The sequence below is a fragment of the Enterobacter cloacae complex sp. HYC074_NIDB genome (assembly GCF_056673345.1).
In genome coordinates this window covers 341,167-365,210 of sequence record NZ_CP114214.1, presented here as the reverse complement: position 1 = coordinate 365,210, position 24,044 = coordinate 341,167, and the positions used below count along the sequence as shown (strand labels likewise).

The 24,044-nt window shown below is 56.1% G+C and carries 18 protein-coding genes, 3 rRNA genes and 1 riboswitch; of the genes, 8 read left to right on the top strand and 13 right to left on the bottom strand.

Annotation, left to right across the window (positions count from 1 at the left end; all coding sequences use genetic code 11):
* Positions 1 to 34: 34 nt before the first annotated feature.
* Positions 35 to 865 (top strand): glyoxylate bypass operon transcriptional repressor IclR, encoded by an 831-nt coding sequence (gene iclR, locus O1724_RS01790; RefSeq protein WP_073970488.1) that lies wholly within the window; start codon positions 35 to 37, stop codon positions 863 to 865.
* A gap of 37 nt (positions 866 to 902) precedes the next feature.
* Here the strand turns inward: iclR and aceK are convergent, their stop codons facing one another.
* The 7 genes from aceK to O1724_RS01755 form a co-directional block, all read right to left on the bottom strand.
* Entirely contained in the window at positions 903 to 2,639 is a 1,737-nt protein-coding gene (gene aceK / locus O1724_RS01785) for a bifunctional isocitrate dehydrogenase kinase/phosphatase (protein ID WP_061856772.1), read from the bottom strand.
* Positions 2,640 to 2,690: 51 nt separating this feature from the next.
* Positions 2,691 to 3,995 carry an isocitrate lyase gene (gene aceA, locus O1724_RS01780; protein WP_003860356.1) on the bottom strand — a complete coding sequence of 435 codons (1,305 nt, stop codon included), beginning with the start codon at positions 3,993 to 3,995 and terminating at the stop codon, positions 2,691 to 2,693.
* A 31-nt stretch (positions 3,996 to 4,026) separates the two neighbouring features.
* Positions 4,027 to 5,628, bottom strand: a complete 1,602-nt coding sequence (gene aceB, locus O1724_RS01775) for a malate synthase A (RefSeq protein ID WP_061856773.1) — start codon at positions 5,626 to 5,628, stop codon at positions 4,027 to 4,029.
* A 269-nt stretch (positions 5,629 to 5,897) separates the two neighbouring features.
* The gene (gene metA, locus O1724_RS01770; protein WP_003860360.1) at positions 5,898 to 6,827 is read right to left on the bottom strand and encodes a homoserine O-acetyltransferase MetA; all 930 of its coding nucleotides are present in this window, start codon (positions 6,825 to 6,827) and stop codon (positions 5,898 to 5,900) included.
* Positions 6,828 to 7,051: 224 nt separating this feature from the next.
* A 5S ribosomal RNA gene (gene rrf, locus O1724_RS01765) occupies positions 7,052 to 7,167 on the bottom strand.
* A gap of 70 nt (positions 7,168 to 7,237) precedes the next feature.
* Positions 7,238 to 10,142 (bottom strand): 23S ribosomal RNA (locus O1724_RS01760).
* A 199-nt stretch (positions 10,143 to 10,341) separates the two neighbouring features.
* Positions 10,342 to 11,883 (bottom strand): 16S ribosomal RNA (locus O1724_RS01755).
* The 16S, 23S and 5S rRNA genes sit together here, the layout of an rRNA operon.
* Positions 11,884 to 12,446: 563 nt before the next feature.
* On the opposite strand from O1724_RS01755, the gene purH reads away from it, so the two are divergent.
* Both purH and purD read left to right on the top strand, forming a co-directional pair.
* Entirely contained in the window at positions 12,447 to 14,036 is a 1,590-nt protein-coding gene (gene purH, locus O1724_RS01750; RefSeq protein ID WP_045347373.1) for a bifunctional phosphoribosylaminoimidazolecarboxamide formyltransferase/IMP cyclohydrolase, read from the top strand.
* A gap of 15 nt (positions 14,037 to 14,051) precedes the next feature.
* Complete coding sequence (purD, locus tag O1724_RS01745; protein ID WP_022650211.1) at positions 14,052 to 15,344, top strand: phosphoribosylamine--glycine ligase; 1,293 nt, start codon at positions 14,052 to 14,054, stop codon at positions 15,342 to 15,344.
* A 47-nt stretch (positions 15,345 to 15,391) separates the two neighbouring features.
* Here the strand turns inward: purD and O1724_RS01740 are convergent, their stop codons facing one another.
* From O1724_RS01740 to nudC, 6 genes are all read right to left on the bottom strand, one after another.
* On the bottom strand, positions 15,392 to 16,084 hold the full coding sequence (locus O1724_RS01740) for a DUF1481 domain-containing protein (RefSeq protein WP_022646713.1): 693 nt from the start codon (positions 16,082 to 16,084) through the stop codon (positions 15,392 to 15,394).
* 11 nt (positions 16,085 to 16,095) lie between these two features.
* Positions 16,096 to 16,368 carry a nucleoid-associated protein HU-alpha gene (hupA, locus tag O1724_RS01735; protein ID WP_002445246.1) on the bottom strand — a complete coding sequence of 91 codons (273 nt, stop codon included), beginning with the start codon at positions 16,366 to 16,368 and terminating at the stop codon, positions 16,096 to 16,098.
* A gap of 186 nt (positions 16,369 to 16,554) precedes the next feature.
* Positions 16,555 to 17,145 carry a YjaG family protein gene (locus O1724_RS01730; protein WP_003862310.1) on the bottom strand — a complete coding sequence of 197 codons (591 nt, stop codon included), beginning with the start codon at positions 17,143 to 17,145 and terminating at the stop codon, positions 16,555 to 16,557.
* 41 nt (positions 17,146 to 17,186) lie between these two features.
* On the bottom strand, positions 17,187 to 17,858 hold the full coding sequence (gene nfi / locus O1724_RS01725) for a deoxyribonuclease V (protein ID WP_045337489.1): 672 nt from the start codon (positions 17,856 to 17,858) through the stop codon (positions 17,187 to 17,189).
* A 9-nt stretch (positions 17,859 to 17,867) separates the two neighbouring features.
* Positions 17,868 to 18,932: a uroporphyrinogen decarboxylase gene (gene hemE, locus O1724_RS01720; protein ID WP_022650209.1), complete on the bottom strand. Its 1,065-nt coding sequence runs from the start codon at positions 18,930 to 18,932 to the stop codon at positions 17,868 to 17,870.
* A 38-nt stretch (positions 18,933 to 18,970) separates the two neighbouring features.
* A complete protein-coding gene (nudC, locus tag O1724_RS01715) occupies positions 18,971 to 19,744 on the bottom strand; it encodes an NAD(+) diphosphatase (protein WP_023315207.1) in 774 nt (257 codons plus the stop codon).
* Positions 19,745 to 19,839: 95 nt separating this feature from the next.
* Here nudC and O1724_RS01710 point away from each other — a divergent pair, with 95 nt between their 5' ends.
* From O1724_RS01710 to thiS, 5 genes are all read left to right on the top strand, one after another.
* On the top strand, positions 19,840 to 20,337 hold the full coding sequence (locus O1724_RS01710; RefSeq protein ID WP_022650207.1) for an Rsd/AlgQ family anti-sigma factor: 498 nt from the start codon (positions 19,840 to 19,842) through the stop codon (positions 20,335 to 20,337).
* Positions 20,338 to 20,391: 54 nt separating this feature from the next.
* Positions 20,392 to 20,501, top strand: a riboswitch (TPP riboswitch).
* A gap of 79 nt (positions 20,502 to 20,580) precedes the next feature.
* The gene (thiC, locus tag O1724_RS01705; RefSeq protein ID WP_023315206.1) at positions 20,581 to 22,476 is read left to right on the top strand and encodes a phosphomethylpyrimidine synthase ThiC; all 1,896 of its coding nucleotides are present in this window, start codon (positions 20,581 to 20,583) and stop codon (positions 22,474 to 22,476) included.
* Positions 22,476 to 23,117 carry a thiamine phosphate synthase gene (gene thiE, locus O1724_RS01700; RefSeq protein ID WP_063944996.1) on the top strand — a complete coding sequence of 214 codons (642 nt, stop codon included), beginning with the start codon at positions 22,476 to 22,478 and terminating at the stop codon, positions 23,115 to 23,117. The genes thiC and thiE overlap by 1 nt, the downstream gene beginning before the upstream one ends.
* Positions 23,104 to 23,859: a thiazole biosynthesis adenylyltransferase ThiF gene (gene thiF, locus O1724_RS01695; RefSeq protein WP_126297433.1), complete on the top strand. Its 756-nt coding sequence runs from the start codon at positions 23,104 to 23,106 to the stop codon at positions 23,857 to 23,859. Before thiE ends, thiF begins: the two co-directional genes overlap by 14 nt.
* A complete protein-coding gene (thiS, locus tag O1724_RS01690; RefSeq protein WP_003862324.1) occupies positions 23,843 to 24,043 on the top strand; it encodes a sulfur carrier protein ThiS in 201 nt (66 codons plus the stop codon). Before thiF ends, thiS begins: the two co-directional genes overlap by 17 nt.
* The last annotated feature ends 1 nt before the right edge of the window (position 24,044 follow it).

Sequence of the window (24,044 nt, the reverse complement as noted above, 5' to 3'; positions counted from 1 at the left end):
AATGATTTCCACGATACAGAAAAAGGAGATCGTCATGGTCGCGACCGTTCCCGCTAAACGCGGCAGAAAACCTGCTGCCACCACCGCTGCCGCACAACAGGGTGGACAGGTTCAATCGCTCACGCGCGGTCTGAAGCTGCTGGAGTGGATAGCCGAGTCGCACAGCAGCGTGGCCCTGACGGAGCTGGCCCAGCAGGCTGGCCTGCCGAACTCCACGACGCACCGCCTGCTGACCACCATGCAGCAGCTGGGCTTTGTCCGCCAGGTAGGCGAGCTGGGGCACTGGGCGGTGGGCGCGCATGCGTTTATCGTGGGCAGCAGCTTCCTGCAAAGCCGCAACCTGCTGGCGATTGTCCACCCGATTCTGCGCAAGCTGATGGAGGAGTCCGGCGAGACGGTAAACCTGGCCGTACTGGATCAGAGCGATCACCAGGCGATTATTATCGACCAGGTGCAGTGTACGCAGCTGATGCGCATGTCCGCGCCGATTGGCGGCAAGCTGCCGATGCATGCCTCAGGGGCGGGTAAAGCGTTCCTCTCGCAGCTGACCGAGGAGCAGGTGACGGGGCTGCTGCACCGTAAAGGACTGCATGCCTATACCCACGCCACGCTGGTTTCGCCGGTGCATCTGAAAGAAGATTTGGCCCTGACCCGCAAGCGCGGCTATTCGTTTGACGACGAGGAGCACGCCCTCGGCCTGCGCTGTATCGCAGCCTGCATTTTTGACGAGCACCGCGAGCCGTTTGCCGCCATCTCTATCTCCGGGCCGATTTCACGTATGACCGACGATCGGGTCACCGAGCTGGGCGCGATGGTGATTAAGGCGGCGAAAGAGGTGACGCTGGCGTACGGTGGGATTCGTTAAGCATGCATTGCCGGGTGGCGGCTTCGCCTTACCCGGCCTACATGATGCCCTCTGAAAACCGGATGCAAAACCGCTGCTTACGGCGGTAAGCGTACACATCTTCCACGTGCCCGTTTTTGATCCGCGTTTGCAGTCCCCGCCAGTAGCTGGCGCGGAACAGATCAGCATGCATCTCTTCGAATAGCGGCCCGATGCGCGGATCGGCGCACAGCCAGTGTCGAAACTCTTCGGGAAACACATCGCCCGGCGAAACGCTGTACCACGGCTCGCTGGAAAGCTCATCTTCCGGGTAGCGGGGCGGTGGGATATCGCGGAAGTTCACCTCGGTCATGTAGCAAATTTCGTCGTAATCGTAGAACACCACCCGCCCGTGACGGGTGACGCCGAAGTTTTTAAACAGCATATCGCCCGGGAAGATATTGGCGGCGGCAAGCTGGCGAATCGCATTGCCGTACTCTTCAATGGCGTCTCGTAAAGCCTGGCCTTCGGACTGCTCCAGCCAGATATTTAGCGGCACCATCCGGCGTTCGATATAGAGATGGCTAATCGCAATCTTATCGCCAAGATCGGTAATTTTCGTCGGCGCTTCCTGCATTAGCAGCGACATCAGCGACGGATCGATCTGCTGCTTATCCAGCACAAAGTTTTCAAACTCCTGGGTATCGGCCATTCGCCCGACACGATCGTGCTCTTTAACCAGCTGATAGCAGGCGCGAACGTGCGCGGCGCTCATCTCCTTCTGCGGGGCGAATTTATCCTTAATCACCTTAAACACGCGGTCGAAGCCCGGCAGTGTGAAAACCAGCATCACCATGCCGCGGATCCCCGGCGCTTCGATAAACTGCTCATCAGCCGTGGTGACATAACGCAGGTATTCCCGATAACTTTCCGTTTTGGCATGCTTCTGACAGCCAATCGCCATGTACAGCTCGGCGGTGGTTTTGCCCGGCAGGATCTCGCGCAGCCACTCCACCAGGGCGGCAGGCAGTGGGGCATAGACCATGAAATAGGAACGGGCGAAGCCAAATACGATACTGGCCTCAGCGCTGGTAGTCAGGCAGGTATCGACAAACAGTTGGCCGTCGTCGGTACGGTGAATGGGCAGCAGAAACGGCACGATGGCTGTCGGCGTAACCAGTTTGCCCACCAGCCAGGCGGCCTTATTCCGGTAGAAAAGCTCGTTGGCAACCTGCAAATGGCTGCGGCTGAGCACCTCCTCGCCGAAGGTTTCATTGAGATACGCATGGATATAGCCGATATCCCGGAGTTTATTCTCCCACGGCAGGCGCAGCGGCAAATCCGTTAAGACGCGGTGCAGGAGCTTTTCCCAGCCGCGATCGGGAAAGAAATCTTTCGCCAGCGGACGCGGAATGGTACGGAAGCGGCGCTCCGGCTGGGAGCTGAAGATAAATAACCGCTCAGGAGATAATGAGCGGTGGTCAAATAACCGGCAATAGACGGAGTTGAAAAAGCTCTCCGCAATCTCGAAGCGCGGGTAGTCGGGTAACAGATGGGTGTAATGCTCTTTCACGCGCAGTAAAAAATCCGCATCCGGGCTTTTACCGTCGGTGATACAGCGCAGTTGCTCCACCACCAGACCTACATGGTGATCATAAAGATGGATACGCTGCTTCATGGCCTGCTGAACCGCATGCCAGTCGGCGTGCTCAAAACGCTGTTGCGCGCCGGAGGTGACTTCCAGAAAGCGGCCATACTGGGCATCGAAGCCCTGCAAAATAGTTTGGGCAATCAGTAATTCCAGACCACGCGACATATATTCCCCCTCACCCCAACCCTCTCCCCGAGGGGGGAGAGGGGGAAAAGATTAGAACTGTGCTTCTTCCGTTGAGCCCGTTAATGCCGTGACGGAGGAGGCCCCGCCCTGAATAATCGTGGTCACATTATCGAAGTAGCCGGTTCCCACTTCCTGCTGGTGCGAAACGAAGGTATATCCCTCTTTGCCTGCCGCAAATTCTGGCTGCTGCACCTTCTCAACATAGTGCTTCATGCCTTCGCCCTGCGCGTAGGCGTGCGCCAGGTCGAACATGTTGAACCACATGCTGTGGATACCCGCCAGGGTGATGAACTGGTACTTGTAGCCCATATCCGACAGCTGCTGCTGGAAGCTGGCGATGGTGGTATCGTCCAGATTCTTTTGCCAGTTGAAGGACGGCGAACAGTTATAGGCCAGCAGCTTGCCCGGATACTTCGCATGAATCGCATCGGCAAAACGCTTCGCCAGCGCCAGATCCGGCGTGGAGGTTTCACACCAGACCAGGTCAGCGTAAGGGGCATAGGCCAGACCGCGGCTGATGGCCTGTTCGATACCGGCATGCGTGCGATAGAACCCCTCGCTGGTGCGCTCGCCGGTAATAAATTCGCTGTCGTACGGATCGCAGTCAGAGGTGATCAGGTCCGCCGCATCAGCATCGGTACGGGCAATCACCAGCGTCGGCACGCCGAGCACGTCAGCAGCCAGACGCGCGGCAACCAGCTTTTGGATCGCTTCCTGGGTTGGTACCAGCACTTTACCGCCCATATGCCCGCACTTCTTGACCGACGCCAGTTGATCTTCAAAGTGAACGGCCGCTGCACCGGCCTCAATCATGGATTTCATCAGCTCAAAGGCGTTCAGCACGCCGCCGAAACCGGCTTCCGCATCGGCGACGATCGGCAGGAAATAGTCTATAAAACGCGGATCGTGGGGTTCGATACCCGCGGCCCACTGGATCTGATCCGCACGGCGGAAGGTATTGTTGATCCGATCCACCACTGACGGCACCGAGTTCGCCGGATAAAGAGATTGATCCGGATACATGCTGGAGGCAAGGTTAGCATCCGCCGCGACCTGCCAGCCGGAAAGATAGATAGCTTCAATGCCGGCCTTCGCCTGCTGCAATGCCTGACCGCCAGTCAGTGCGCCGAGGCTGTTGATATAGCCTTTTTTAGCTCCCCCGTGCAGCAGATCCCACATTTTTGCCGCGCCGTTCTGCGCCAGCGTACATTCCGGGTTAACCGAGCCACGTAACTTCACCACTTCCTCTGCGCTGTACGGGCGGCGAATGCCTTCCCAGCGCGGTTGGGTCCACTCTTTTTGTAACTCTTCGATCTGTTGGGTACGGGTTTTCATGTGCAGATGCTCCATATTGTTATGTGGTGAATTACGCCAGGAAGCGGTAGCCCGGCAGGGTCAGGAAGTCGATTAAGTCATCAGAGGTGGTGATTTGCTCCATCAGACGTGCAGCATCGTCAAAACGCCCACTGCTGAAGCGGTGCTCGCCCAGTTCGTCCTGGATGACCCGCATCTCTTCGGCCAGCATCTGACGGAACAGGGCTTTGGTTACCGGTTTGCCGTTGCTGAGCGTTTTTTGATGGTGGATCCACTGCCAGATGGAGGTACGTGAAATTTCCGCCGTGGCGGCATCTTCCATCAGGCCGTAAATCGGCACGCAGCCGTTGCCGGAGATCCATGCCTCGATGTACTGCACGGCGACGCGAATATTGGCGCGCATGCCCTCTTCCGTACGCTCGCCCGCACACGGCGCGAGCAACTGTTCTTCTGCGATGGGCGCATCATCTTCACGGGTGACAAACAGCTGGTTTTTGTTGTCGCCGAGTACGCGGTTAAAGACTTCCATCGCCGTATCGGCCAGACCGGGATGGGCAATCCACGTCCCGTCGTGGCCATTACGGGCTTCCAGCTCTTTATCGGCTTTCACCTTGTTGAGCACATTGTTGTTACGCTCAGCATCTTTGCTCGGGATAAAGGCCGCCATGCCACCCATCGCAAAGGCGCCGCGTTTGTGACAGGTCTTAATCAGCAGGCGCGAGTAGGCGCTGAGGAACGGTTTATCCATAGTCACAACCTGACGATCCGGCAATACCCGGTCGGCATGGTTTTTCAGCGTTTTGATGTAGCTGAAGATGTAATCCCAGCGGCCGCAGTTCAGGCCCACAATATGGTCACGCAGCGCATGGAGGATCTCATGCATCTGGAATACGGCAGGCAGGGTTTCAATCAGCAGCGTGGCCTTAATGGTGCCGCGCGGCAGGCTGAAGCGGTCTTCTGCGTAGCTGAAAACTTCACTCCACCACGCCGCTTCCTGCCAGGACTGGGTTTTCGGCAGATAGAAATAGGGGCCGCTGCCTTTCGCCAGCAGGTTTTTATGGTTGTGGAAGAAGTACAGCGCAAAGTCGAACAGGCTGCCCGGAATCGCTTCTCCGCGCCAGGTGACGTGCTTTTCTGGCAAATGCAGACCGCGTACGCGACAGATCAGCACCGCCGGATTCGGTTTGAGCTGGTAAATTTTACCGGCTTCGTTGGTATAGCTGATGGTGCCATTGACGGCGTCGCGCAGGTTGATCTGCCCGTCGATAACTTTCTGCCAGTCCGGTGCCAGCGAGTCTTCAAAATCGGCCATAAAGACTTTGACGTTGGCATTCATGGCGTTGATCACCATTTTGCGCTCTACCGGGCCGGTGATCTCCACACGACGATCCTGTAAATCTTCAGGGATTCCGCGGATTTTCCAATCACCATGACGAATGGAAGCAGTTTCCGAAATAAATCCTGGCAACTTGCCGTTATCGATCCCCTGCTGTTGGTGAATGCGCGCCGCCAGCAGTTTATTACGCTGTGGCGTAAAGCGAGTCACCAGTTCAGTCAGAAACTCTACCGCTTCTGCCGTCAAAACTTGCTGTTCTTGCTCACCATTCGGCTGGGTAAAGGTCAGTTCATCGACCGTTGTTGCCTGTTGAGTCATCGTTCTGCTCCTCATCAAAGATCCAAATCACGCCCCCGACGCGAGCGAAAGATCGTTGTGTAGTTTTCGCTCAGCAGAATTAAGTCTATCTATAATTTTTCCAAAATCATAAACAATTTCCATTTTAATTTTAATTGCAACGCAACTTCATGATTACTATAGAGTTAAAGTTTCCTGGTATGTTGAACAGGATTTCGGAAATAAAAAAGGCACCCGAAGGTGCCTGATCTGAATAGCTGAAACGCTTTAGGATCGTTTAATGCAGACGATTACTCCAGCGTCGGATTCATGTGGCGAAGATCGTACGGCGTAATCTGGTAGACGTAATAGTTGAGCCAGTTGGTAAACAGCAAATTTCCATGACTACGCCAGGTTGCCCGAGGCGTGTTTTGTGGATCGTTTTTCGGGAAATAGTTGTACGGGACATCCGGATTCAGACCCGCTTCAACGTCACGAAAATACTCTGCCGCGAGGGTATGCGGATCGTACTCAGGATGGCCGGTAACGAACGCGATGCGTTTGTCTTTACTGGCGAACAGGTAGGCATCGCCGTCTTCCGTTTCGGCCAGGATTTCCAGGTCGGTGTAATCTCGGATCAGCTGTGCCGGAAAATCGGCGTAGCGAGAATGCGGGGCCAGGAAAGTGTCATCGAAACCACGCGTCAGCAGCGCATGCGGGTGAAGGATGTGGTGTTCGTATACGCCAGAAAGTTTGTCGCTGCGGGTTTGCTTGGGAATACCATACAGGATATTCAATGCGGCCTGTACCGCCCAACAGACAAACAAGGTGGACGTGACGTGATCTTTTGCCCACTCCAGCACCTGCCTGATCTGTGGCCAGTAGGCAACGTCATTAAATTCCACCAGACCCAGCGGTGCGCCGGTGACGATCAATCCATCGAAGTTCTCATCGCGAATATCTTCAAAATTACAGTAGAAGTTATTCAGATGCTCAGCAGGCGTGTTGCGTGACTCACGCGCGTCAATGCGCAGCAACTGGATATCAACCTGAAGCGGAGAGTTGGAGAGCAAACGCAAGAACTGGTTCTCTGTTTCGATCTTCTTTGGCATCAAATTAAGGATCAGCACCTTCAGCGGGCGAATTTCCTGACCAGAAGCACGCGAAGTTGTCATTACGAAGACATTCTCTTCACGCAAGAAATTGACGGCTGGTAGCTCGTCCTGCACCCGAATCGGCATAACCTTAAATCCTCACAGCATACGTATAAACGTTTAGACATCCAGACAGCTAACGATACCCAGAAACGGGGTTAATGTCGAGCCTGCAAGCGTAAGGTGAGAAAGTTTCAAGGAGGGGATGGTGCGGTTTGGTGCCCTCACCCCGGCCCTCTCCCACAGGGAGAGGGAGAAAAACAAAAGCAAAAAACCCCGCACCTTACGGTACGGGGTTCTTCTTGTTTGATGCCTGGCAGTTCCCTACTCTCACATGGGGAGACCCCACACTACCATCGGCGCTACGGCGTTTCACTTCTGAGTTCGGCATGGGGTCAGGTGGGACCACCGCGCTAAAGCCGCCAGGCAAATTCTGTTTAATCTGTATCAGGCTGAAAATCGTGTCTGTCTCTTCGCCAAAACACCTTCGGCGTTGTAAGGTTAAGCCTCACGGTTCATTAGTATCGGTTAGCTCAACGCATCGCTGCGCTTACACACCCGACCTATCAACGTCGTCGTCTTCAACGTTCCTTCAGGAGACTTAAAGTCTCAGGGAGAACTCATCTCGGGGCAAGTTTCGTGCTTAGATGCTTTCAGCACTTATCTCTTCCGCATTTAGCTACCGGGCAGTGCCATTGGCATGACAACCCGAACACCAGTGATGCGTCCACTCCGGTCCTCTCGTACTAGGAGCAGCCCCCCTCAATTCTCCAGCGCCCACGGCAGATAGGGACCGAACTGTCTCACGACGTTCTAAACCCAGCTCGCGTACCACTTTAAATGGCGAACAGCCATACCCTTGGGACCTACTTCAGCCCCAGGATGTGATGAGCCGACATCGAGGTGCCAAACACCGCCGTCGATATGAACTCTTGGGCGGTATCAGCCTGTTATCCCCGGAGTACCTTTTATCCGTTGAGCGATGGCCCTTCCATTCAGAACCACCGGATCACTATGACCTGCTTTCGCACCTGCTCGCGCCGTCACGCTCGCAGTCAAGCTGGCTTATGCCATTGCACTAACCTCCTGATGTCCGACCAGGATTAGCCAACCTTCGTGCTCCTCCGTTACTCTTTGGGAGGAGACCGCCCCAGTCAAACTACCCACCAGACACTGTCCGCAACCCGGATCACGGGTCTACGTTAGAACACCAGCCATTAAAGGGTGGTATTTCAAGGATGGCTCCACGCAGACTGGCGTCCACGCTTCAAAGCCTCCCACCTATCCTACACATCAAGGACCAGTGTTCAGTGTCAAGCTATAGTAAAGGTTCACGGGGTCTTTCCGTCTTGCCGCGGGTACACTGCATCTTCACAGCGAGTTCAATTTCACTGAGTCTCGGGTGGAGACAGCCTGGCCATCATTACGCCATTCGTGCAGGTCGGAACTTACCCGACAAGGAATTTCGCTACCTTAGGACCGTTATAGTTACGGCCGCCGTTTACCGGGGCTTCGATCAAGAGCTTCGCGTTGCCGCTAACCCCATCAATTAACCTTCCGGCACCGGGCAGGCGTCACACCGTATACGTCCACTTTCGTGTTTGCACAGTGCTGTGTTTTTAATAAACAGTTGCAGCCAGCTGGTATCTTCGACTGATTTCAGCTCCGCCCGCAGGGGCTTCACCTACCTATCAGCGTGCCTTCTCCCGAAGTTACGGCACCATTTTGCCTAGTTCCTTCACCCGAGTTCTCTCAAGCGCCTTGGTATTCTCTACCTGACCACCTGTGTCGGTTTGGGGTACGATTTCGTGTTACCTGATGCTTAGAGGCTTTTCCTGGAAGCAGGGCATTTATCACTTCAGCACCGTAGTGCCTCGTCATCACACCTCAGCGTTAATAAGGTACCGGATTTACCTGGAACCTCCGCCTACATGCTTAAACCGGGACAACCGTCGCCCGGCTGACATAGCCTTCTCCGTCCCCCCTTCGCAGTAACACCAAGTACAGGAATATTAACCTGTTTCCCATCGACTACGCCTTTCGGCCTCGCCTTAGGGGTCGACTCACCCTGCCCCGATTAACGTTGGACAGGAACCCTTGGTCTTCCGGCGAGCGGGCTTTTCACCCGCTTTATCGTTACTTATGTCAGCATTCGCACTTCTGATACCTCCAGCATGCCTCACAGCACACCTTCAACGGCTTACAGAACGCTCCCCTACCCAACAACACATAGTGTCGCTGCCGCAGCTTCGGTGCATGGTTTAGCCCCGTTACATCTTCCGCGCAGGCCGACTCGACCAGTGAGCTATTACGCTTTCTTTAAATGATGGCTGCTTCTAAGCCAACATCCTGGCTGTCTGTGCCTTCCCACATCGTTTCCCACTTAACCATGACTTTGGGACCTTAGCTGGCGGTCTGGGTTGTTTCCCTCTTCACGACGGACGTTAGCACCCGCCGTGTGTCTCCCGTGATAACATTCTTCGGTATTCGTAGTTTGCATCGGGTTGGTAAGCCGGGATGGCCCCCTAGCCGAAACAGTGCTCTACCCCCGAAGATGAGTTCACGAGGCGCTACCTAAATAGCTTTCGGGGAGAACCAGCTATCTCCCGGTTTGATTGGCCTTTCACCCCCAGCCACAGGTCATCCGCTAATTTTTCAACATTAGTCGGTTCGGTCCTCCAGTTAGTGTTACCCAACCTTCAACCTGCCCATGGCTAGATCACCGGGTTTCGGGTCTATACCCTGCAACTTAACGCCCAGTTAAGACTCGGTTTCCCTTCGGCTCCCCTATACGGTTAACCTTGCTACAGAATATAAGTCGCTGACCCATTATACAAAAGGTACGCAGTCACCCCATAAAGAGGCTCCCACTGCTTGTACGTACACGGTTTCAGGTTCTTTTTCACTCCCCTCGCCGGGGTTCTTTTCGCCTTTCCCTCACGGTACTGGTTCACTATCGGTCAGTCAGGAGTATTTAGCCTTGGAGGATGGTCCCCCCATATTCAGACAGGATACCACGTGTCCCGCCCTACTCTTCGAGTTCACAGCAAGTGTGTTTTCGTGTACGGGACTATCACCCTGTACCGTCGGACTTTCCAGACCGTTCCACTAACACACAAGCTGATTCAGACTCCGGGCTGCTCCCCGTTCGCTCGCCGCTACTGGGGGAATCTCGGTTGATTTCTTTTCCTCGGGGTACTTAGATGTTTCAGTTCCCCCGGTTCGCCTCGTTAACCTATGTATTCAGTTAACGATAGTGTGTCGGAACACACTGGGTTTCCCCATTCGGACATCGCCGGGTCAAAGGTTCATATCACCTCGCCGGCGCTTTTCGCAGATTAGCACGTCCTTCATCGCCTCTGACTGCCAGGGCATCCACCGTGTACGCTTAGTCGCTTAACCTCACAACCCGAAGATGTTTCACTTCTGATTGCGAAAATTTGAGAGACTCGAACACACATGAGCTGTGTGTCGTTTCAATTTTCAGCTTGATCCAGATTTTTAAAGAGCAAAACTTCTTAATGCACTCAAAAAGTACATTCAGAAGTTCATCATTCATCAGACAATCTGTGTGAGCACTACAAAGGCAGGTTCTTTAAGGTAAGGAGGTGATCCAACCGCAGGTTCCCCTACGGTTACCTTGTTACGACTTCACCCCAGTCATGAATCACAAAGTGGTAAGCGCCCTCCCGAAGGTTAAGCTACCTACTTCTTTTGCAACCCACTCCCATGGTGTGACGGGCGGTGTGTACAAGGCCCGGGAACGTATTCACCGTGGCATTCTGATCCACGATTACTAGCGATTCCGACTTCATGGAGTCGAGTTGCAGACTCCAATCCGGACTACGACGCACTTTATGAGGTCCGCTTGCTCTCGCGAGGTCGCTTCTCTTTGTATGCGCCATTGTAGCACGTGTGTAGCCCTACTCGTAAGGGCCATGATGACTTGACGTCATCCCCACCTTCCTCCAGTTTATCACTGGCAGTCTCCTTTGAGTTCCCGGCCGGACCGCTGGCAACAAAGGATAAGGGTTGCGCTCGTTGCGGGACTTAACCCAACATTTCACAACACGAGCTGACGACAGCCATGCAGCACCTGTCTCAGAGTTCCCGAAGGCACCAATCCATCTCTGGAAAGTTCTCTGGATGTCAAGAGTAGGTAAGGTTCTTCGCGTTGCATCGAATTAAACCACATGCTCCACCGCTTGTGCGGGCCCCCGTCAATTCATTTGAGTTTTAACCTTGCGGCCGTACTCCCCAGGCGGTCGACTTAACGCGTTAGCTCCGGAAGCCACGCCTCAAGGGCACAACCTCCAAGTCGACATCGTTTACGGCGTGGACTACCAGGGTATCTAATCCTGTTTGCTCCCCACGCTTTCGCACCTGAGCGTCAGTCTTTGTCCAGGGGGCCGCCTTCGCCACCGGTATTCCTCCAGATCTCTACGCATTTCACCGCTACACCTGGAATTCTACCCCCCTCTACAAGACTCTAGCCTGCCAGTTTCGAATGCAGTTCCCAGGTTGAGCCCGGGGATTTCACATCCGACTTGACAGACCGCCTGCGTGCGCTTTACGCCCAGTAATTCCGATTAACGCTTGCACCCTCCGTATTACCGCGGCTGCTGGCACGGAGTTAGCCGGTGCTTCTTCTGCGGGTAACGTCAATTGCTGAGGTTATTAACCTCAACACCTTCCTCCCCGCTGAAAGTACTTTACAACCCGAAGGCCTTCTTCATACACGCGGCATGGCTGCATCAGGCTTGCGCCCATTGTGCAATATTCCCCACTGCTGCCTCCCGTAGGAGTCTGGACCGTGTCTCAGTTCCAGTGTGGCTGGTCATCCTCTCAGACCAGCTAGGGATCGTCGCCTAGGTGAGCCGTTACCCCACCTACTAGCTAATCCCATCTGGGCACATCCGATGGCAAGAGGCCCGAAGGTCCCCCTCTTTGGTCTTGCGACGTTATGCGGTATTAGCTACCGTTTCCAGTAGTTATCCCCCTCCATCAGGCAGTTTCCCAGACATTACTCACCCGTCCGCCACTCGTCAGCAAAGCAGCAAGCTGCTTCCTGTTACCGTTCGACTTGCATGTGTTAGGCCTGCCGCCAGCGTTCAATCTGAGCCATGATCAAACTCTTCAATTTAAAAGTTTGATGCTCAATGAATTAAACTTCGTAATGAATTACGTGTTCACTCGTTGAGACTTGGTATTCATTTTTCGTCCGAGGACGTTAAGAATCCATGTCACTTTGAGTGCCCACACAGATTGTCTGATAAATTGTTAAAGAGCAGTGCAACGCGGCTTTCGCTCACCGTTGCGAGGTGGCGTATATTACGCTTTCCTCTTTCAGAGTCAACCCTGATTTTCAGGATTTTTTCTCTTCAACCGACCGGGTTGTTTGTGAAGTGATTCACATCCGCCGTGTCGATGGAGGCGCATTATAGGGAGTTCTCCGCAGGCCGCAACCGCTAAATGACAGAAAAATGACTGACTGCTGCATTCCACAGCAAAACCCCGCCTTATACCTTTTTACACACAGACTTATCCACAATGATACGAAAAAGTAAAAATGTGCGAGCGTTGCGCAAACGTTTTCGTTAAAATGCTCGCGCTTTACAAGGATGCCTCGTCAGGTGTGTTAGATGAGTTTTTCACAGGAAAATTCATCTAACGCTCTCTGTAATCGTGAAATCCAGGGGATTTACCATGCAACAACGTCGTCCAGTCCGCCGCGCTCTGCTCAGTGTTTCTGATAAAGCCGGTATCGTCGAATTCGCCCAGGCACTTTCCGCACGCGGTGTGGAGCTGCTTTCTACAGGTGGCACCGCGCGCCTGTTAGCAGAGAAAGGTCTGCCGGTAACCGAAGTGTCCGATTACACCGGTTTCCCGGAAATGATGGATGGACGCGTCAAAACACTGCATCCGAAAGTCCACGGCGGTATTCTTGGCCGTCGCGGTCAGGACGACGCCATTATGGAACAGCACGATATCGCGCCTATCGATATGGTCGTTGTTAACCTCTACCCGTTCGCCCAGACCGTCGCCCGTGAAGGCTGCTCTCTGGAAGATGCGGTTGAAAATATCGATATCGGCGGCCCGACCATGGTGCGCTCCGCAGCCAAGAACCATAAAGATGTGGCCATCGTGGTGAAGAGCAGCGACTACAACGCCATTATTAATGAGATGGATGCCAACGAAGGGTCCCTGACACTTGAAACGCGTTTCGATCTCGCCATCAAAGCCTTCGAGCATACCGCCGCCTACGACAGCATGATCGCCAACTACTTCGGTAGCCTGGTACCGGCTTACCATGGTGAAAGCAAAGATCCCTCTGGCCGCTTCCCGCGCACCCTGAACCTGAACTTCATTAAGAAGCAGGATATGCGTTACGGTGAGAACAGCCACCAGCAGGCTGCCTTCTATATAGAAGAAGAGGTAAAGGAAGCCTCCGTTGCGACCGCCCAGCAGGTTCAGGGCAAAGCCCTTTCCTATAACAACATTGCCGACACCGACGCCGCGCTGGAATGCGTGAAAGAATTCAGCGAGCCGGCCTGCGTTATCGTCAAGCACGCCAACCCATGCGGCGTTGCGGTAAGCACTTCTATTCTGGATGCCTACGATCGCGCCTACAAAACCGACCCGACCTCCGCGTTCGGCGGCATTATCGCCTTTAACCGCGAGCTGGATGCGGAAACCGCGCAGGCCATCATCTCCCGCCAGTTTGTCGAAGTGATCATCGCGCCGTCCGCATCAGAAGAAGCGCTGAAAATCACTGCGGCAAAACAGAATGTGCGCGTGCTGGTTTGCGGTCAGTGGGCGGAACGCGTGCCGGGCCTGGACTTCAAGCGCGTGAACGGCGGTCTGCTGGTTCAGGACCGCGATCTGGGGATGGTGACAGAAGCCGACCTGCGCGTGGTGACCAAACGTCAGCCGACCGAACAGGAGCTGCGTGACGCGCTGTTCTGCTGGAAAGTGGCTAAGTTCGTGAAATCCAACGCCATCGTCTACGCCAAAGAGAACATGACCATCGGGATAGGCGCAGGCCAGATGAGCCGCGTTTACTCTGCAAAAATTGCCGGTATCAAAGCAGGCGACGAAGGTCTGGAAGTGAAAGGCTCCGCCATGGCCTCTGATGCCTTCTTCCCGTTCCGCGACGGAATCGATGCGGCCGCTGCTGTGGGTATCACCTGTGTGATCCAGCCTGGCGGTTCAATCCGTGATGACGAAGTGATTGCCGCTGCCGACGAACACGGCATCGCAATGATCTTCACCGACATGCGCCACTTCCGCCATTAATTCCCGGAGCAGAAAATGAAAGTATTAGTGATTGGTAACGGCGGGCGCGAGCACGCCCTGGCGTGGAAAGCAGCGCAGTCTCCGCAGGTTGAAACCGTCTTTGTGGCACCGGGTAATGCCGGTACGGCGCTGGAACCCGCGCTGCAAAACGTCGCCATCGGCGTGACCGATATCCCGGCACTGCTGAGCTTTGCCCAGACCGAGAACATCGATCTGACCATCGTTGGCCCGGAAGCGCCGCTGGTGATTGGCGTCGTAGACGCCTTCCGCGCAGCTGGCCTGAAAATCTTTGGCCCAACGGAGGGTGCCGCACAGCTGGAAGGCTCAAAAGCCTTCACCAAAGATTTTCTCGCGCGTCATAACATCCCGACGGCGGAATATCAGAATTTCACTGAAGTGGAGCCTGCTCTGGCCTGGTTACGTGAGAAGGGCGCGCCGATTGTTATCAAGGCCGACGGTCTGGCCGCGGGTAAAGGCGTGATCGTCGCGATGACCCTCGAAGAAGCCGAAGCCGCGGTTCAGGATATGCTGGCAGGTAACGCCTTTGGCGATGCGGGCCACCGCATCGTGATTGAAGAGTTCCTCGACGGCGAAGAGGCGAGCTTTATCGTGATGGTCGATGGCGAGCACGTTCTGCCGATGGCCACCAGCCAGGATCACAAGCGTGTGGGCAATGGCGATACCGGCCCCAACACTGGGGGAATGGGCGCTTACTCTCCTGCTCCCGTTGTTACCGATGAGGTGCATCAGCGCACCATGGACCGCATCATCTGGCCAACCGTGAAAGGGATGGCGGCGGAAGGCAATACCTACACCGGTTTCCTTTATGCAGGCCTGATGATCGACAAGCAGGGTAACCCGAAGGTGATCGAATTCAACTGCCGCTTTGGCGATCCGGAAACCCAGCCGATCATGCTGCGCATGAAATCCGACCTGGTGGATCTGTGCCTTGCGGCCTGCGAAGGCAAACTGGATGAGAAAACGTCAGAGTGGGACGAGCGTGCCTCTTTAGGTGTGGTGATTGCTGCGGGTGGGTATCCGGGTAGCTACAACACTGGAGATGAGATCCACGGCCTGCCGCTGGAAGAGATTGACGGCGCGAAGGTGTTCCACGCCGGTACGAAGCTGGCTGACGATGACCGCGTGCTCACCAACGGCGGCCGCGTGCTGTGTGCGACCGCGCTGGGCCAGACCGTGGCAGAAGCGCAGAAACGCGCCTATGCGCTGATGGCGGATATTCACTGGAACGGCAGCTTCAGCCGTCAGGATATCGGTTATCGTGCTATTGCGCGGGAGCAGGGAGAGTAATTTCCCCCTCACCCTAACCCTCTCCCTCAAGGGAGAGGGGACTTAAATCAAAAACTCTTTTCTGTCGGCTGCCAGGTGCAGAAATCTTCATTCGCCACCAGCAACAGCTGAGAGCCTTCCGGCGCTTCCAGCCATGCCACACTCACCTCCACAGATGAATGCCGCTGACGACGCTGAATGTGTTCGGTTGCCCAGGATTCAAGCTCAGGCTTCACCGTCTGCCCTTCGCAGGTGGTCACCGTGCCGTCGGCATGCCAGCGCCCCTGACGCAGCACCACGCGGCCCTGACGCAGCGCATCGCTGGTCTGGCGAAGTTGTTCAGCACGGTAGCGGTAGAGGGCGACCTGATCGCTGGAAAGCTGCTGTTTCAGTCCACTGACCTCATGCTGCATAAAGCTCAGCTCGCCGTGGTCGTCGAAACGCACCTTCACGTGTTCGGGAGTCTTACTGTAGATATTCAGTTCAATGAGCGACAGGGCATCGCCCTGCCAGCGGTATTCTGCGGTCGAGGTATTGCCGTTATGCCATGGGCTGAACGCGGTGAGCATATGGACTTCATCGCTGGAATCTTTGCGCCAGATCCTGACCGCACCCTGGTTGTCAGCGTAGCCGCTGGCGGTAAACGGGGGGAGTGAGGAATCATGGCTACAGGCAGAGAGCAACAGTACGCCTGCCAGCGCGAGCGGTCCACGCCAGAATGACAAAAGGGGCGTTGCCGCCCCTTCGTTAAAACTGTTCACTGCCACGCGTCTTACTTAACTGCGTCTTTCAGTGCTTTACCAGAAACAAATGCCGGCACGTTAGCTGCGGCGATTTTGATTTCTTTACCGGTCTGCGGGTTGCGGCCAGTACGCTCAGCGCGGTGGTTCACTTTGAAGGTACCGAAACCAACCAGTTGTACAGCATCGCCTTCTTTCAGAGACTCAGTAATAGCAGCCAGGGTAGATTCCAGAGCAGCTTTAGCCTGCACTTTAGACAGATCAGCCTTGTCCGCAATTACATCAATCAGTTGAGTCTTGTTCATAAGTTATCCTTTCAATGTGTTTATCGCTTGCTAAGCATCGAGTGCGACGAAAATGCCAAAAAAGCACTCTCCTGCATACACGCACCGATAGCCACTTTTTTTCGCCCCCCAAATGTAGACCAGACGGGGGGCGAAAGGGAAGAGTCGAGGAGCGACAAAACAGGCGTTAAATCACGTTTTGTTGTCTCATTGGTTAAAAATTATACCAATATTGCTCTCGCCGGCCTCGCGCAGGTCCGCGCGCAGCCCTTTGATCAGCTCAATATCACGCTCTTCACACTCTGCCAGCAGGCGGAAAATCTCCCACTGAATGTCCCATTCCTGTTCTACCGCCGGGTTAGCACGCAGCTCTTCGTCGGTCATTTCACGGCCTTCCTGGGTCATTTCCAGCATCGCAACGGTGGTAATGGATGCCTTACTGACTTCAATGGCGTGTTCCAGGGTTTCACCGCTCAGACGGGAGTGGATCAGCTCGCTCAACGCCACACAGGCATCAATGGCCGGGTAGACGCCATACAGGTCGAAATCATCCGCAGCCGGAATAGCCTCTTCCAGCTTTTCGAGCTGAGAGTCAAAATTCACCTTCGCGTCTTTGACCGTCAGCGTCTCCCAGATTAAATCCAGGATACGACGATAAATCTGGCCTTCGCCAAACGCTGTCTGCTTGCAGAACGCGGCATAGTTGGGATACATGCGCTCGCACAGGCAAGCCATAAACGTCACGTGCTGCCAGCTTTCCAGCTTTTCAAGGCGCAGATGAATCGGGTTTTGTAACATGATGATGTCTCGAATCGAAAATTAGCCGCAGTTTACCTGAATCACGGCTGAATTTCCTGCCAACGAATGAATGCCGGACGTGAAGAGGCCACGGCGTCAGCCCAGCGGGTTGGCTCCGGTAAACGGTAGCCCTTCATACAGCGTTGCACCCACGCCAGGGCGCTGTCCATGCTCACCCGATGCCCGGTTGCGATAAACAGCGGGTTGCAGCGCGCTTTACTGCGCCAGACCCACGCCAGCTGCTCGCCTTTATGAATAAGCGGCGCCAGCGCGCCCGGTTCGGCAGAGAGCGGCTCAAACGCGCCGCACAGGCGTTTTTTCGCCACGCCGATGGTCGGCACGTCCACCAGCAGACCAAAGTGGCTGGCAACGCCTAAGCGACGCGGATGGGAGATACCATGCCCATCAACAAACAGCAGGTCAGGTTTTAGCGAGAGTTGTTCCCAAGCGGCCAGCAGCGCGGGATATTCGCGGAAGGAGAGAAAGCCGGGGATATAGGGCATGGTGGTGGCGATACGCGCCACCTTGTACTCCACCAGCTCCAGCGACGGGTATTTCAGCACCACCATCGCCGCTCGCGTCACTTCACCGCCCTGCTCAAACCCGACGTCCGCCCCGCCAATGTACCGCGGAGGGTCCGTATCCAGACGATCCTCACGGATCACCGATGAAGCCAGTTCGATTTGCTGAGCGCGTAGCGACGCGAGATCCATAACCACTCCTTACTTATGATACTGGGCAGAAAGCCGATGCACCGCCTCCACAAATACGCCTGCGTGTTCAGGCGGCACATCCTGATGAATGCCGTGGCCGAGGTTAAAGACGTGGCCTTCACCCTGGCCGAAACCAGACAGTATAGTCGACACTTCCTCTTCGATACGGGCAGGCTGTGCATAGAGCATGGACGGGTCCATGTTGCCCTGAAGCGCCACTTTGTCCCCCACGCGACGGCGCGCATCGGCAATATCGGTGGTCCAGTCGAGGCCCAGCGCGTCGCAGCCGGTGGCCGCCATCGCTTCCAGCCACTGGCCGCCGCCTTTGGTAAACAGCGTCACCGGCACGCGACGGCCTTCGTTTTCACGCAGCAGGCCATCGACAATTTTGTGCATGTAGTACAGGGAGAACTGCTGATAATCACGTCCGGTCAGCACGCCGCCCCAGGTGTCGAAAATCATCACCGACTGCGCACCTGCTTTAATCTGCGCGTTGAGGTAGAGCGTGACGCTCTTCGCGAGCTTGTCGAGCAGCGCATGCAGGGCCAGCGGCTCGGCGTACATCATCTTTTTGATGACGGTAAAGGCTTTGCTGCTGCCGCCTTCCACCATGTAGGTGGCCAGCGTCCACGGACTACCGGAGAAGCCAATCAGCGGCACATCGCCTTTGAGCTCGCGGCGAATGGTGCGCACGGCGTTCATCACATAGCCCAGCTCGCCTTCCGGATCGGGGATCGGCAACTTATCAACGTCGGCTTTGCTTTTGATCGGTGAGGTAAAACGCGGGCCCTCGCCGGTTTCGAAATAGAGCCCAAGGCCCATCGCATCCGGAATGGTGAGAATGTCCGAAAAAAGAATGGCGGCATCGAGCGGGAAGCGGCGCAGCGGCTGGAGCGTCACTTCACAGGCCAGCTCGGCGTTTTTGCACAGCGACATAAAATCGCCCGCCTGCGCGCGCGTGGCTTTGTACTCTGGCAGATAGCGTCCCGCCTGGCGCATCATCCACACCGGGGTGACATCAACGGGCTGGCGCAGCAGCGCACGCAGATAACGATCGTTCTTCAGTTCGGTCATTTTGCAGTTCCTTATTGCGTCAGTCCGTCAGTGTAACACTACTCATACTCGGCCCGACACATTGCCACGGTATCTTCTATCAGGCGACGCGCCACCGTTCCCGGCGGGGGCAGCAGCGGTAAATCGTCGTAGCGATACCAGTTCGCCTCCAGCAGCTCTTTCTGATCGATAACAATCTCGCCGCTGTCGTATTCCGCCATAAACGCGGTCATCAGGGACATCGGGAACGGCCACGGCTGCGACGTCACATAGCGCAGGTTTTTCACCTTAATGCCGCTCTCCTCCATCACCTCGCGCGCCACCGCCTGTTCCAGCGTTTCGCCGACTTCCACGAACCCGGCGAGGACAGTATGAATGCCGTTGCGATGACGGGTATGTTGCGCCAGCAGGATGGAATCATCACGGCGGATGGCGACAATGATGCACGGTGCGATTTGCGGGTAGTAGCGTTCACGGCAGTGGCCGCAAAGCATTGCCCACTCGGTTTTGCTCGGGTGCATGGTGTGGCCGCAGTAGCCGCAGTATTTGTGCGAGCGGTAAAACTCCGCCAGCTGCACGCCGCGCCCCGCCAGCTGGAACAGGCCGACATCCCGATCCAACACCTGACGAACGGATCCCATATCCTGACGACGAGCCTGTAGGATCAACCATACCGGATCGCCCTGCCACTCGCCGATCCGCAGCGCAGGTTGGCCGACGAGATCGAAGATTTCTGCCGCACCGTAGGGTATCTCCCCACCGGGCAGCCACAACTTTTGCTCGTGACTGACGATCCACCAACCCAGATCTGATTTTTCAATAATACGATCCATATCTATTGCACTACCTTCGCTTCACTGACATGTTGTTAGCATTGTGGTTACATTTTGGATAAGCAGATCCCATTCTAAACCTTATGGAGTCGACCATGTTAAACCAGCTGGAAAGCCTGACTGAGCGCGTTGGAGGAAGTAACACCCTGGTGGATCGCTGGCTACATGTGCGCAAGCATCTCCTTGTGGCGTATTACAATCTGGTCGGTCTTAAGCCTGGCAAAGAATCCTTTATGCGGCTGAACGAAAAAGCGCTGGATGATTTTTGTCAGAGCCTTGTCGACTACCTCTCCGACGGCCATTTCAACCTTTATGAACGCATTATCCGCGAAATGGAAGGGACAACGCCGTATTTAGCGGCCAGTAAACTCTGTCCGCTGCTGGAAGCCAACACCCAGCGGATCATGGACTACTACGATTCCGCGCTGGAGAACGCTATCGATCACGATAACTATCTTGAGTTTCAGCAGGCGCTTTCCGACCTTGGCGAAGCGCTGGAAGAGCGATTCACGCTGGAAGACAAGCTCATCGCCCTCGTGCTGGACAACAACCTGAATATCAGCACCAGCGATAACGTTGCGCGCCCTGCTTGAGTTCTTAATCGTTAACGAGTAATTTACAACCATTCGCCCCTCTGCGGAGGGGGATTTTTCTTGTCGGAGTGCCCAGTGTGAAAGCACGGGCTGAGACCGTTAATTCGGGATCCGCGGAACCTGATCAGGTTAATACCTGCGAAGGGAACAAGAGTCACACTGCTGTTGTATCGCCCCTGAGGCGATCTTCTCTTGCTTCATCCGTCGTCTGACAAGCCATGTCCTTCACTTTTGGAATGAGCTATGTCTACTGCAAAACTGACCCGCCGCGAACAGCGCGAACACGCACAACGCTTCATCGACACCCTGGAAGGCACCGCTTTCCCGAACTCGAAACGCATCTACATTTCCGGCTCACAGGCTGATATCCGCGTCCCGATGCGCGAAATCCAGCTCAGCCCGACGCTTATCGGCGGCAGCAAAGACAACCCGCAGTTTGAAGACAACGAAGCCGTGCCGGTGTATGACACCTCGGGCCCGTACGGCGATCCTGATGTGGCTATCAACGTCCAGCAGGGTCTGGCAAAGCTGCGCCAGCCGTGGATAGAGGCGCGTAACGACTGCGAAGAACTGAGCGTACGCAGTTCTGCGTACACCAAAGAACGCCTGGCCGACGACGGTCTGGACGCGCTGCGCTTTACCGGCCTGCTGACGCCGAAACGCGCTAAAGCGGGCAAATGCGTAACCCAGCTGCACTACGCGCGCCAGGGTATCGTCACGCCGGAGATGGAGTTCATCGCCATCCGCGAAAACATGGGCCGCGAGCGCATCCGCAGCGAAGTGCTGCGCCACCAGCATCCGGGTGAAGGGTTTGGCGCTCGCCTGCCGGAGAACATCACGCCGGAATTTGTGCGTGATGAAGTGGCCGCCGGGCGCGCCATTATCCCCGCCAACATCAACCACCCGGAATCCGAGCCGATGATTATCGGCCGCAACTTCCTGGTGAAGGTCAACGCCAACATCGGCAACTCTGCCGTCACCTCGTCCATCGAAGAGGAGGTGGAAAAGCTGGTCTGGTCCACGCGCTGGGGCGCGGACACGGTGATGGACCTTTCCACTGGCCGCTACATCCACGAAACCCGCGAATGGATCCTGCGTAACAGCCCGGTGCCGATTGGCACCGTCCCGATTTATCAGGCGCTGGAGAAGGTCAACGGCATCGCCGAAAACCTCACCTGGGAAGCGTTCCGCGACACGCTGCTGGAGCAGGCGGAACAGGGCGTGGACTACTTCACCATCCACGCGGGCGTGCTGCTGCGCTACGTGCCGATGACGGCGAAACGTCTGACCGGTATCGTCTCACGCGGCGGTTCGATTATGGCGAAATGGTGCCTTTCCCATCATCAGGAAAACTTCCTCTACGAACACTTCCGCGAAATCTGCGAAATTTGCGCCGCGTACGACGTCTCCCTGTCGCTGGGCGACGGCCTGCGTCCTGGCTCCATCCGCGATGCTAACGACGAGGCGCAGTTTGCCGAGCTGCACACGCTGGGCGAGCTGACCAAAATCGCCTGGGAGTACGACGTGCAGGTGATGATTGAAGGCCCGGGCCATGTGCCGATGCAGATGATCCGTCGCAACATGACCGAAGAGCTGGAGCACTGCCACGAAGCACCGTTCTACACGCTGGGGCCACTGACAACTGACATCGCGCCGGGCTATGACCACTTCACGTCAGGCATTGGGGCGGCGATGATCGGCTGGTTCGGCTGCGCCATGCTCTGCTACGTGACACCGAAAGAGCACCTCGGCCTGCCAAACAAAGAGGACGTGAAGCAGGGACTGATTACCTACAAGATTGCCGCCCACGCGGCGGATCTGGCGAAAGGCCATCCGGGCGCGCAAATTCGCGACAACGCCATGTCCAAAGCGCGCTTTGAATTCCGCTGGGAAGACCAGTTTAACCTGGCCCTCGATCCGTTCACCGCCCGCGCCTACCACGACGAAACCCTGCCGCAGGAATCGGGCAAAGTCGCGCACTTCTGCTCCATGTGCGGACCAAAATTCTGCTCGATGAAAATCAGCCAGGAAGTACGCGATTACGCCGCCGCGCAGACCATTGAAGTCGGCATGGCGGACATGTCGGAAACCTTCCGCGCGAAAGGCGGCGAAATCTACCTCAAAAAAGAGGAGGCATAATGTACCAGCCTGATTTCCCCCCTGTCCCCTTCCGCTTAGGGCTTTACCCGGTGGTGGACAGCGTGGCGTGGATCGCTCGCCTGCTGGAGGCAGGCGTTCGCACGATCCAGCTACGCATTAAGGATAAACGCGATGAAGAGGTGGAGGCCGACGTGATCGCCGCTATCGCGCTGGGACGTCGCTACCACGCCCGCCTGTTTATCAACGACTACTGGCGGCTGGCGGTTAAACACCAGGCGTACGGCGTGCATCTGGGACAGGAAGATCTGGAAACGACCGATCTCAACGCGATCCGTGACGTCGGTCTGCGGCTGGGCGTTTCTACCCATGATGATATGGAGATCGACGTGGCGCTGGCGGCCCGCCCCTCTTACATCGCGCTCGGGCACGTTTTCCCAACGCAAACCAAACAGATGCCGTCCGCTCCACAGGGTTTGACGCAGCTGGCGGCCCACGTTAAGCGCCTTGCCGATTACCCCACCGTCGCCATCGGCGGGATCAGTCTTGAACGTGCGCCCGCGGTGCTGGAGACCGGCGTCGGCAGTATCGCCGTCGTCAGCGCTATCACCCAGGCGGCAGACTGGCAGGCCGCCACCGCGCAGCTTTTACAACTGGCAGGAGCAGGTGATGAAAGATCGTGATTTTATGCGTTACAGCCGCCAGATCCTGCTGGAGGATATCGCCATCGACGGGCAGCAAAAGCTGCTCGCCAGCCGGGTACTGATTGTCGGCCTGGGCGGATTAGGCGCCCCCGCCGCGCTGTATCTGGCCGGTGCGGGCGTGGGTACGCTGGTACTGGCCGATGACGATGAAGTACACCTCAGCAACCTGCAACGGCAAATCCTCTTCACGACAGAAGATGTTAACCAGCCTAAGGCGCAGGTTACGCGCCAGCGGCTGAACCAGCTTAACCCCGATATCGAACTGGTTGCGCTCCAGACGCGGCTTAGCGGAGACGAGCTGCAACGCGAAGTTGCCCTTGCCGACGCGGTGCTGGACTGCACGGACAACATGGCGACGCGTCAGGCCATCAACGCGGCCTGTGTTGCACAGAACACGCCGCTGATCACCGCCAGCGCGGTCGGTTTCGGCGGGCAGATAATGGTGCTTACGCCGCCGTGGGCACAGGGCTGCTACCGCTGCCTGTGGCCTGACGAGGCTGAACCGGAGCGTAACTGCCGCACGGCAGGCATTCTGGGCCCGGTGGTGGGCGTGATGGGTACTCTTCAGGCGCTGGAGGCCATCAAGTTGCTCAGCGGCATAGAGACAGAACGCAACACGCTGCGGCTGTTCGACGCCGGCTCCAGCGGATGGCGTCATCTGGTGTTAAACCGCGCCAGCCACTGCCCGGTATGCGGAGGCCGCAATGCGCATTCTGTTTAACGATGAGCCGATGACGTGCGACGACGATCTTACCGTTGCCGCCCTGCTCGACACGCTGCGCCAGCTGAAGCCGGGAACGGCGCTGGCGCTCAATCAACAGATCCTGCCGCGCGAGCGGTGGGAACATCAGCAGGTCAATGAAGGCGACCAGATCCTGCTGTTTCAGGTTATCGCAGGGGGCTGAG

Excerpts from the sequence above, each read along its gene's own strand:
- thiE (WP_063944996.1), top strand. The coding sequence starts at position 22,476 with ATGTACCAGCCTGATTTCCCCCCTGTCCCCTTCCGCTTAGGGCTTTAC.
- aceK (WP_061856772.1), bottom strand. The coding sequence starts at position 2,639 with ATGTCGCGTGGTCTGGAATTACTGATTGCCCAAACTATTTTGCAGGGC.
- O1724_RS01710 (WP_022650207.1), top strand. The coding sequence starts at position 19,840 with ATGTTAAACCAGCTGGAAAGCCTGACTGAGCGCGTTGGAGGAAGTAAC.
- metA (WP_003860360.1), bottom strand. The coding sequence starts at position 6,827 with ATGCCGATTCGGGTGCAGGACGAGCTACCAGCCGTCAATTTCTTGCGT.
- hupA (WP_002445246.1), bottom strand. The coding sequence starts at position 16,368 with ATGAACAAGACTCAACTGATTGATGTAATTGCGGACAAGGCTGATCTG.
- purD (WP_022650211.1), top strand. The coding sequence starts at position 14,052 with ATGAAAGTATTAGTGATTGGTAACGGCGGGCGCGAGCACGCCCTGGCG.
- thiS (WP_003862324.1), top strand. The coding sequence starts at position 23,843 with ATGCGCATTCTGTTTAACGATGAGCCGATGACGTGCGACGACGATCTT.
- purH (WP_045347373.1), top strand. The coding sequence starts at position 12,447 with ATGCAACAACGTCGTCCAGTCCGCCGCGCTCTGCTCAGTGTTTCTGAT.
- hemE (WP_022650209.1), bottom strand. The coding sequence starts at position 18,932 with ATGACCGAACTGAAGAACGATCGTTATCTGCGTGCGCTGCTGCGCCAG.
- nudC (WP_023315207.1), bottom strand. The coding sequence starts at position 19,744 with ATGGATCGTATTATTGAAAAATCAGATCTGGGTTGGTGGATCGTCAGT.
- iclR (WP_073970488.1), top strand. The coding sequence starts at position 35 with ATGGTCGCGACCGTTCCCGCTAAACGCGGCAGAAAACCTGCTGCCACC.
- nfi (WP_045337489.1), bottom strand. The coding sequence starts at position 17,858 with ATGGATCTCGCGTCGCTACGCGCTCAGCAAATCGAACTGGCTTCATCG.
- O1724_RS01730 (WP_003862310.1), bottom strand. The coding sequence starts at position 17,145 with ATGTTACAAAACCCGATTCATCTGCGCCTTGAAAAGCTGGAAAGCTGG.
- thiF (WP_126297433.1), top strand. The coding sequence starts at position 23,104 with ATGAAAGATCGTGATTTTATGCGTTACAGCCGCCAGATCCTGCTGGAG.
- aceB (WP_061856773.1), bottom strand. The coding sequence starts at position 5,628 with ATGACTCAACAGGCAACAACGGTCGATGAACTGACCTTTACCCAGCCG.
- thiC (WP_023315206.1), top strand. The coding sequence starts at position 20,581 with ATGTCTACTGCAAAACTGACCCGCCGCGAACAGCGCGAACACGCACAA.
- aceA (WP_003860356.1), bottom strand. The coding sequence starts at position 3,995 with ATGAAAACCCGTACCCAACAGATCGAAGAGTTACAAAAAGAGTGGACC.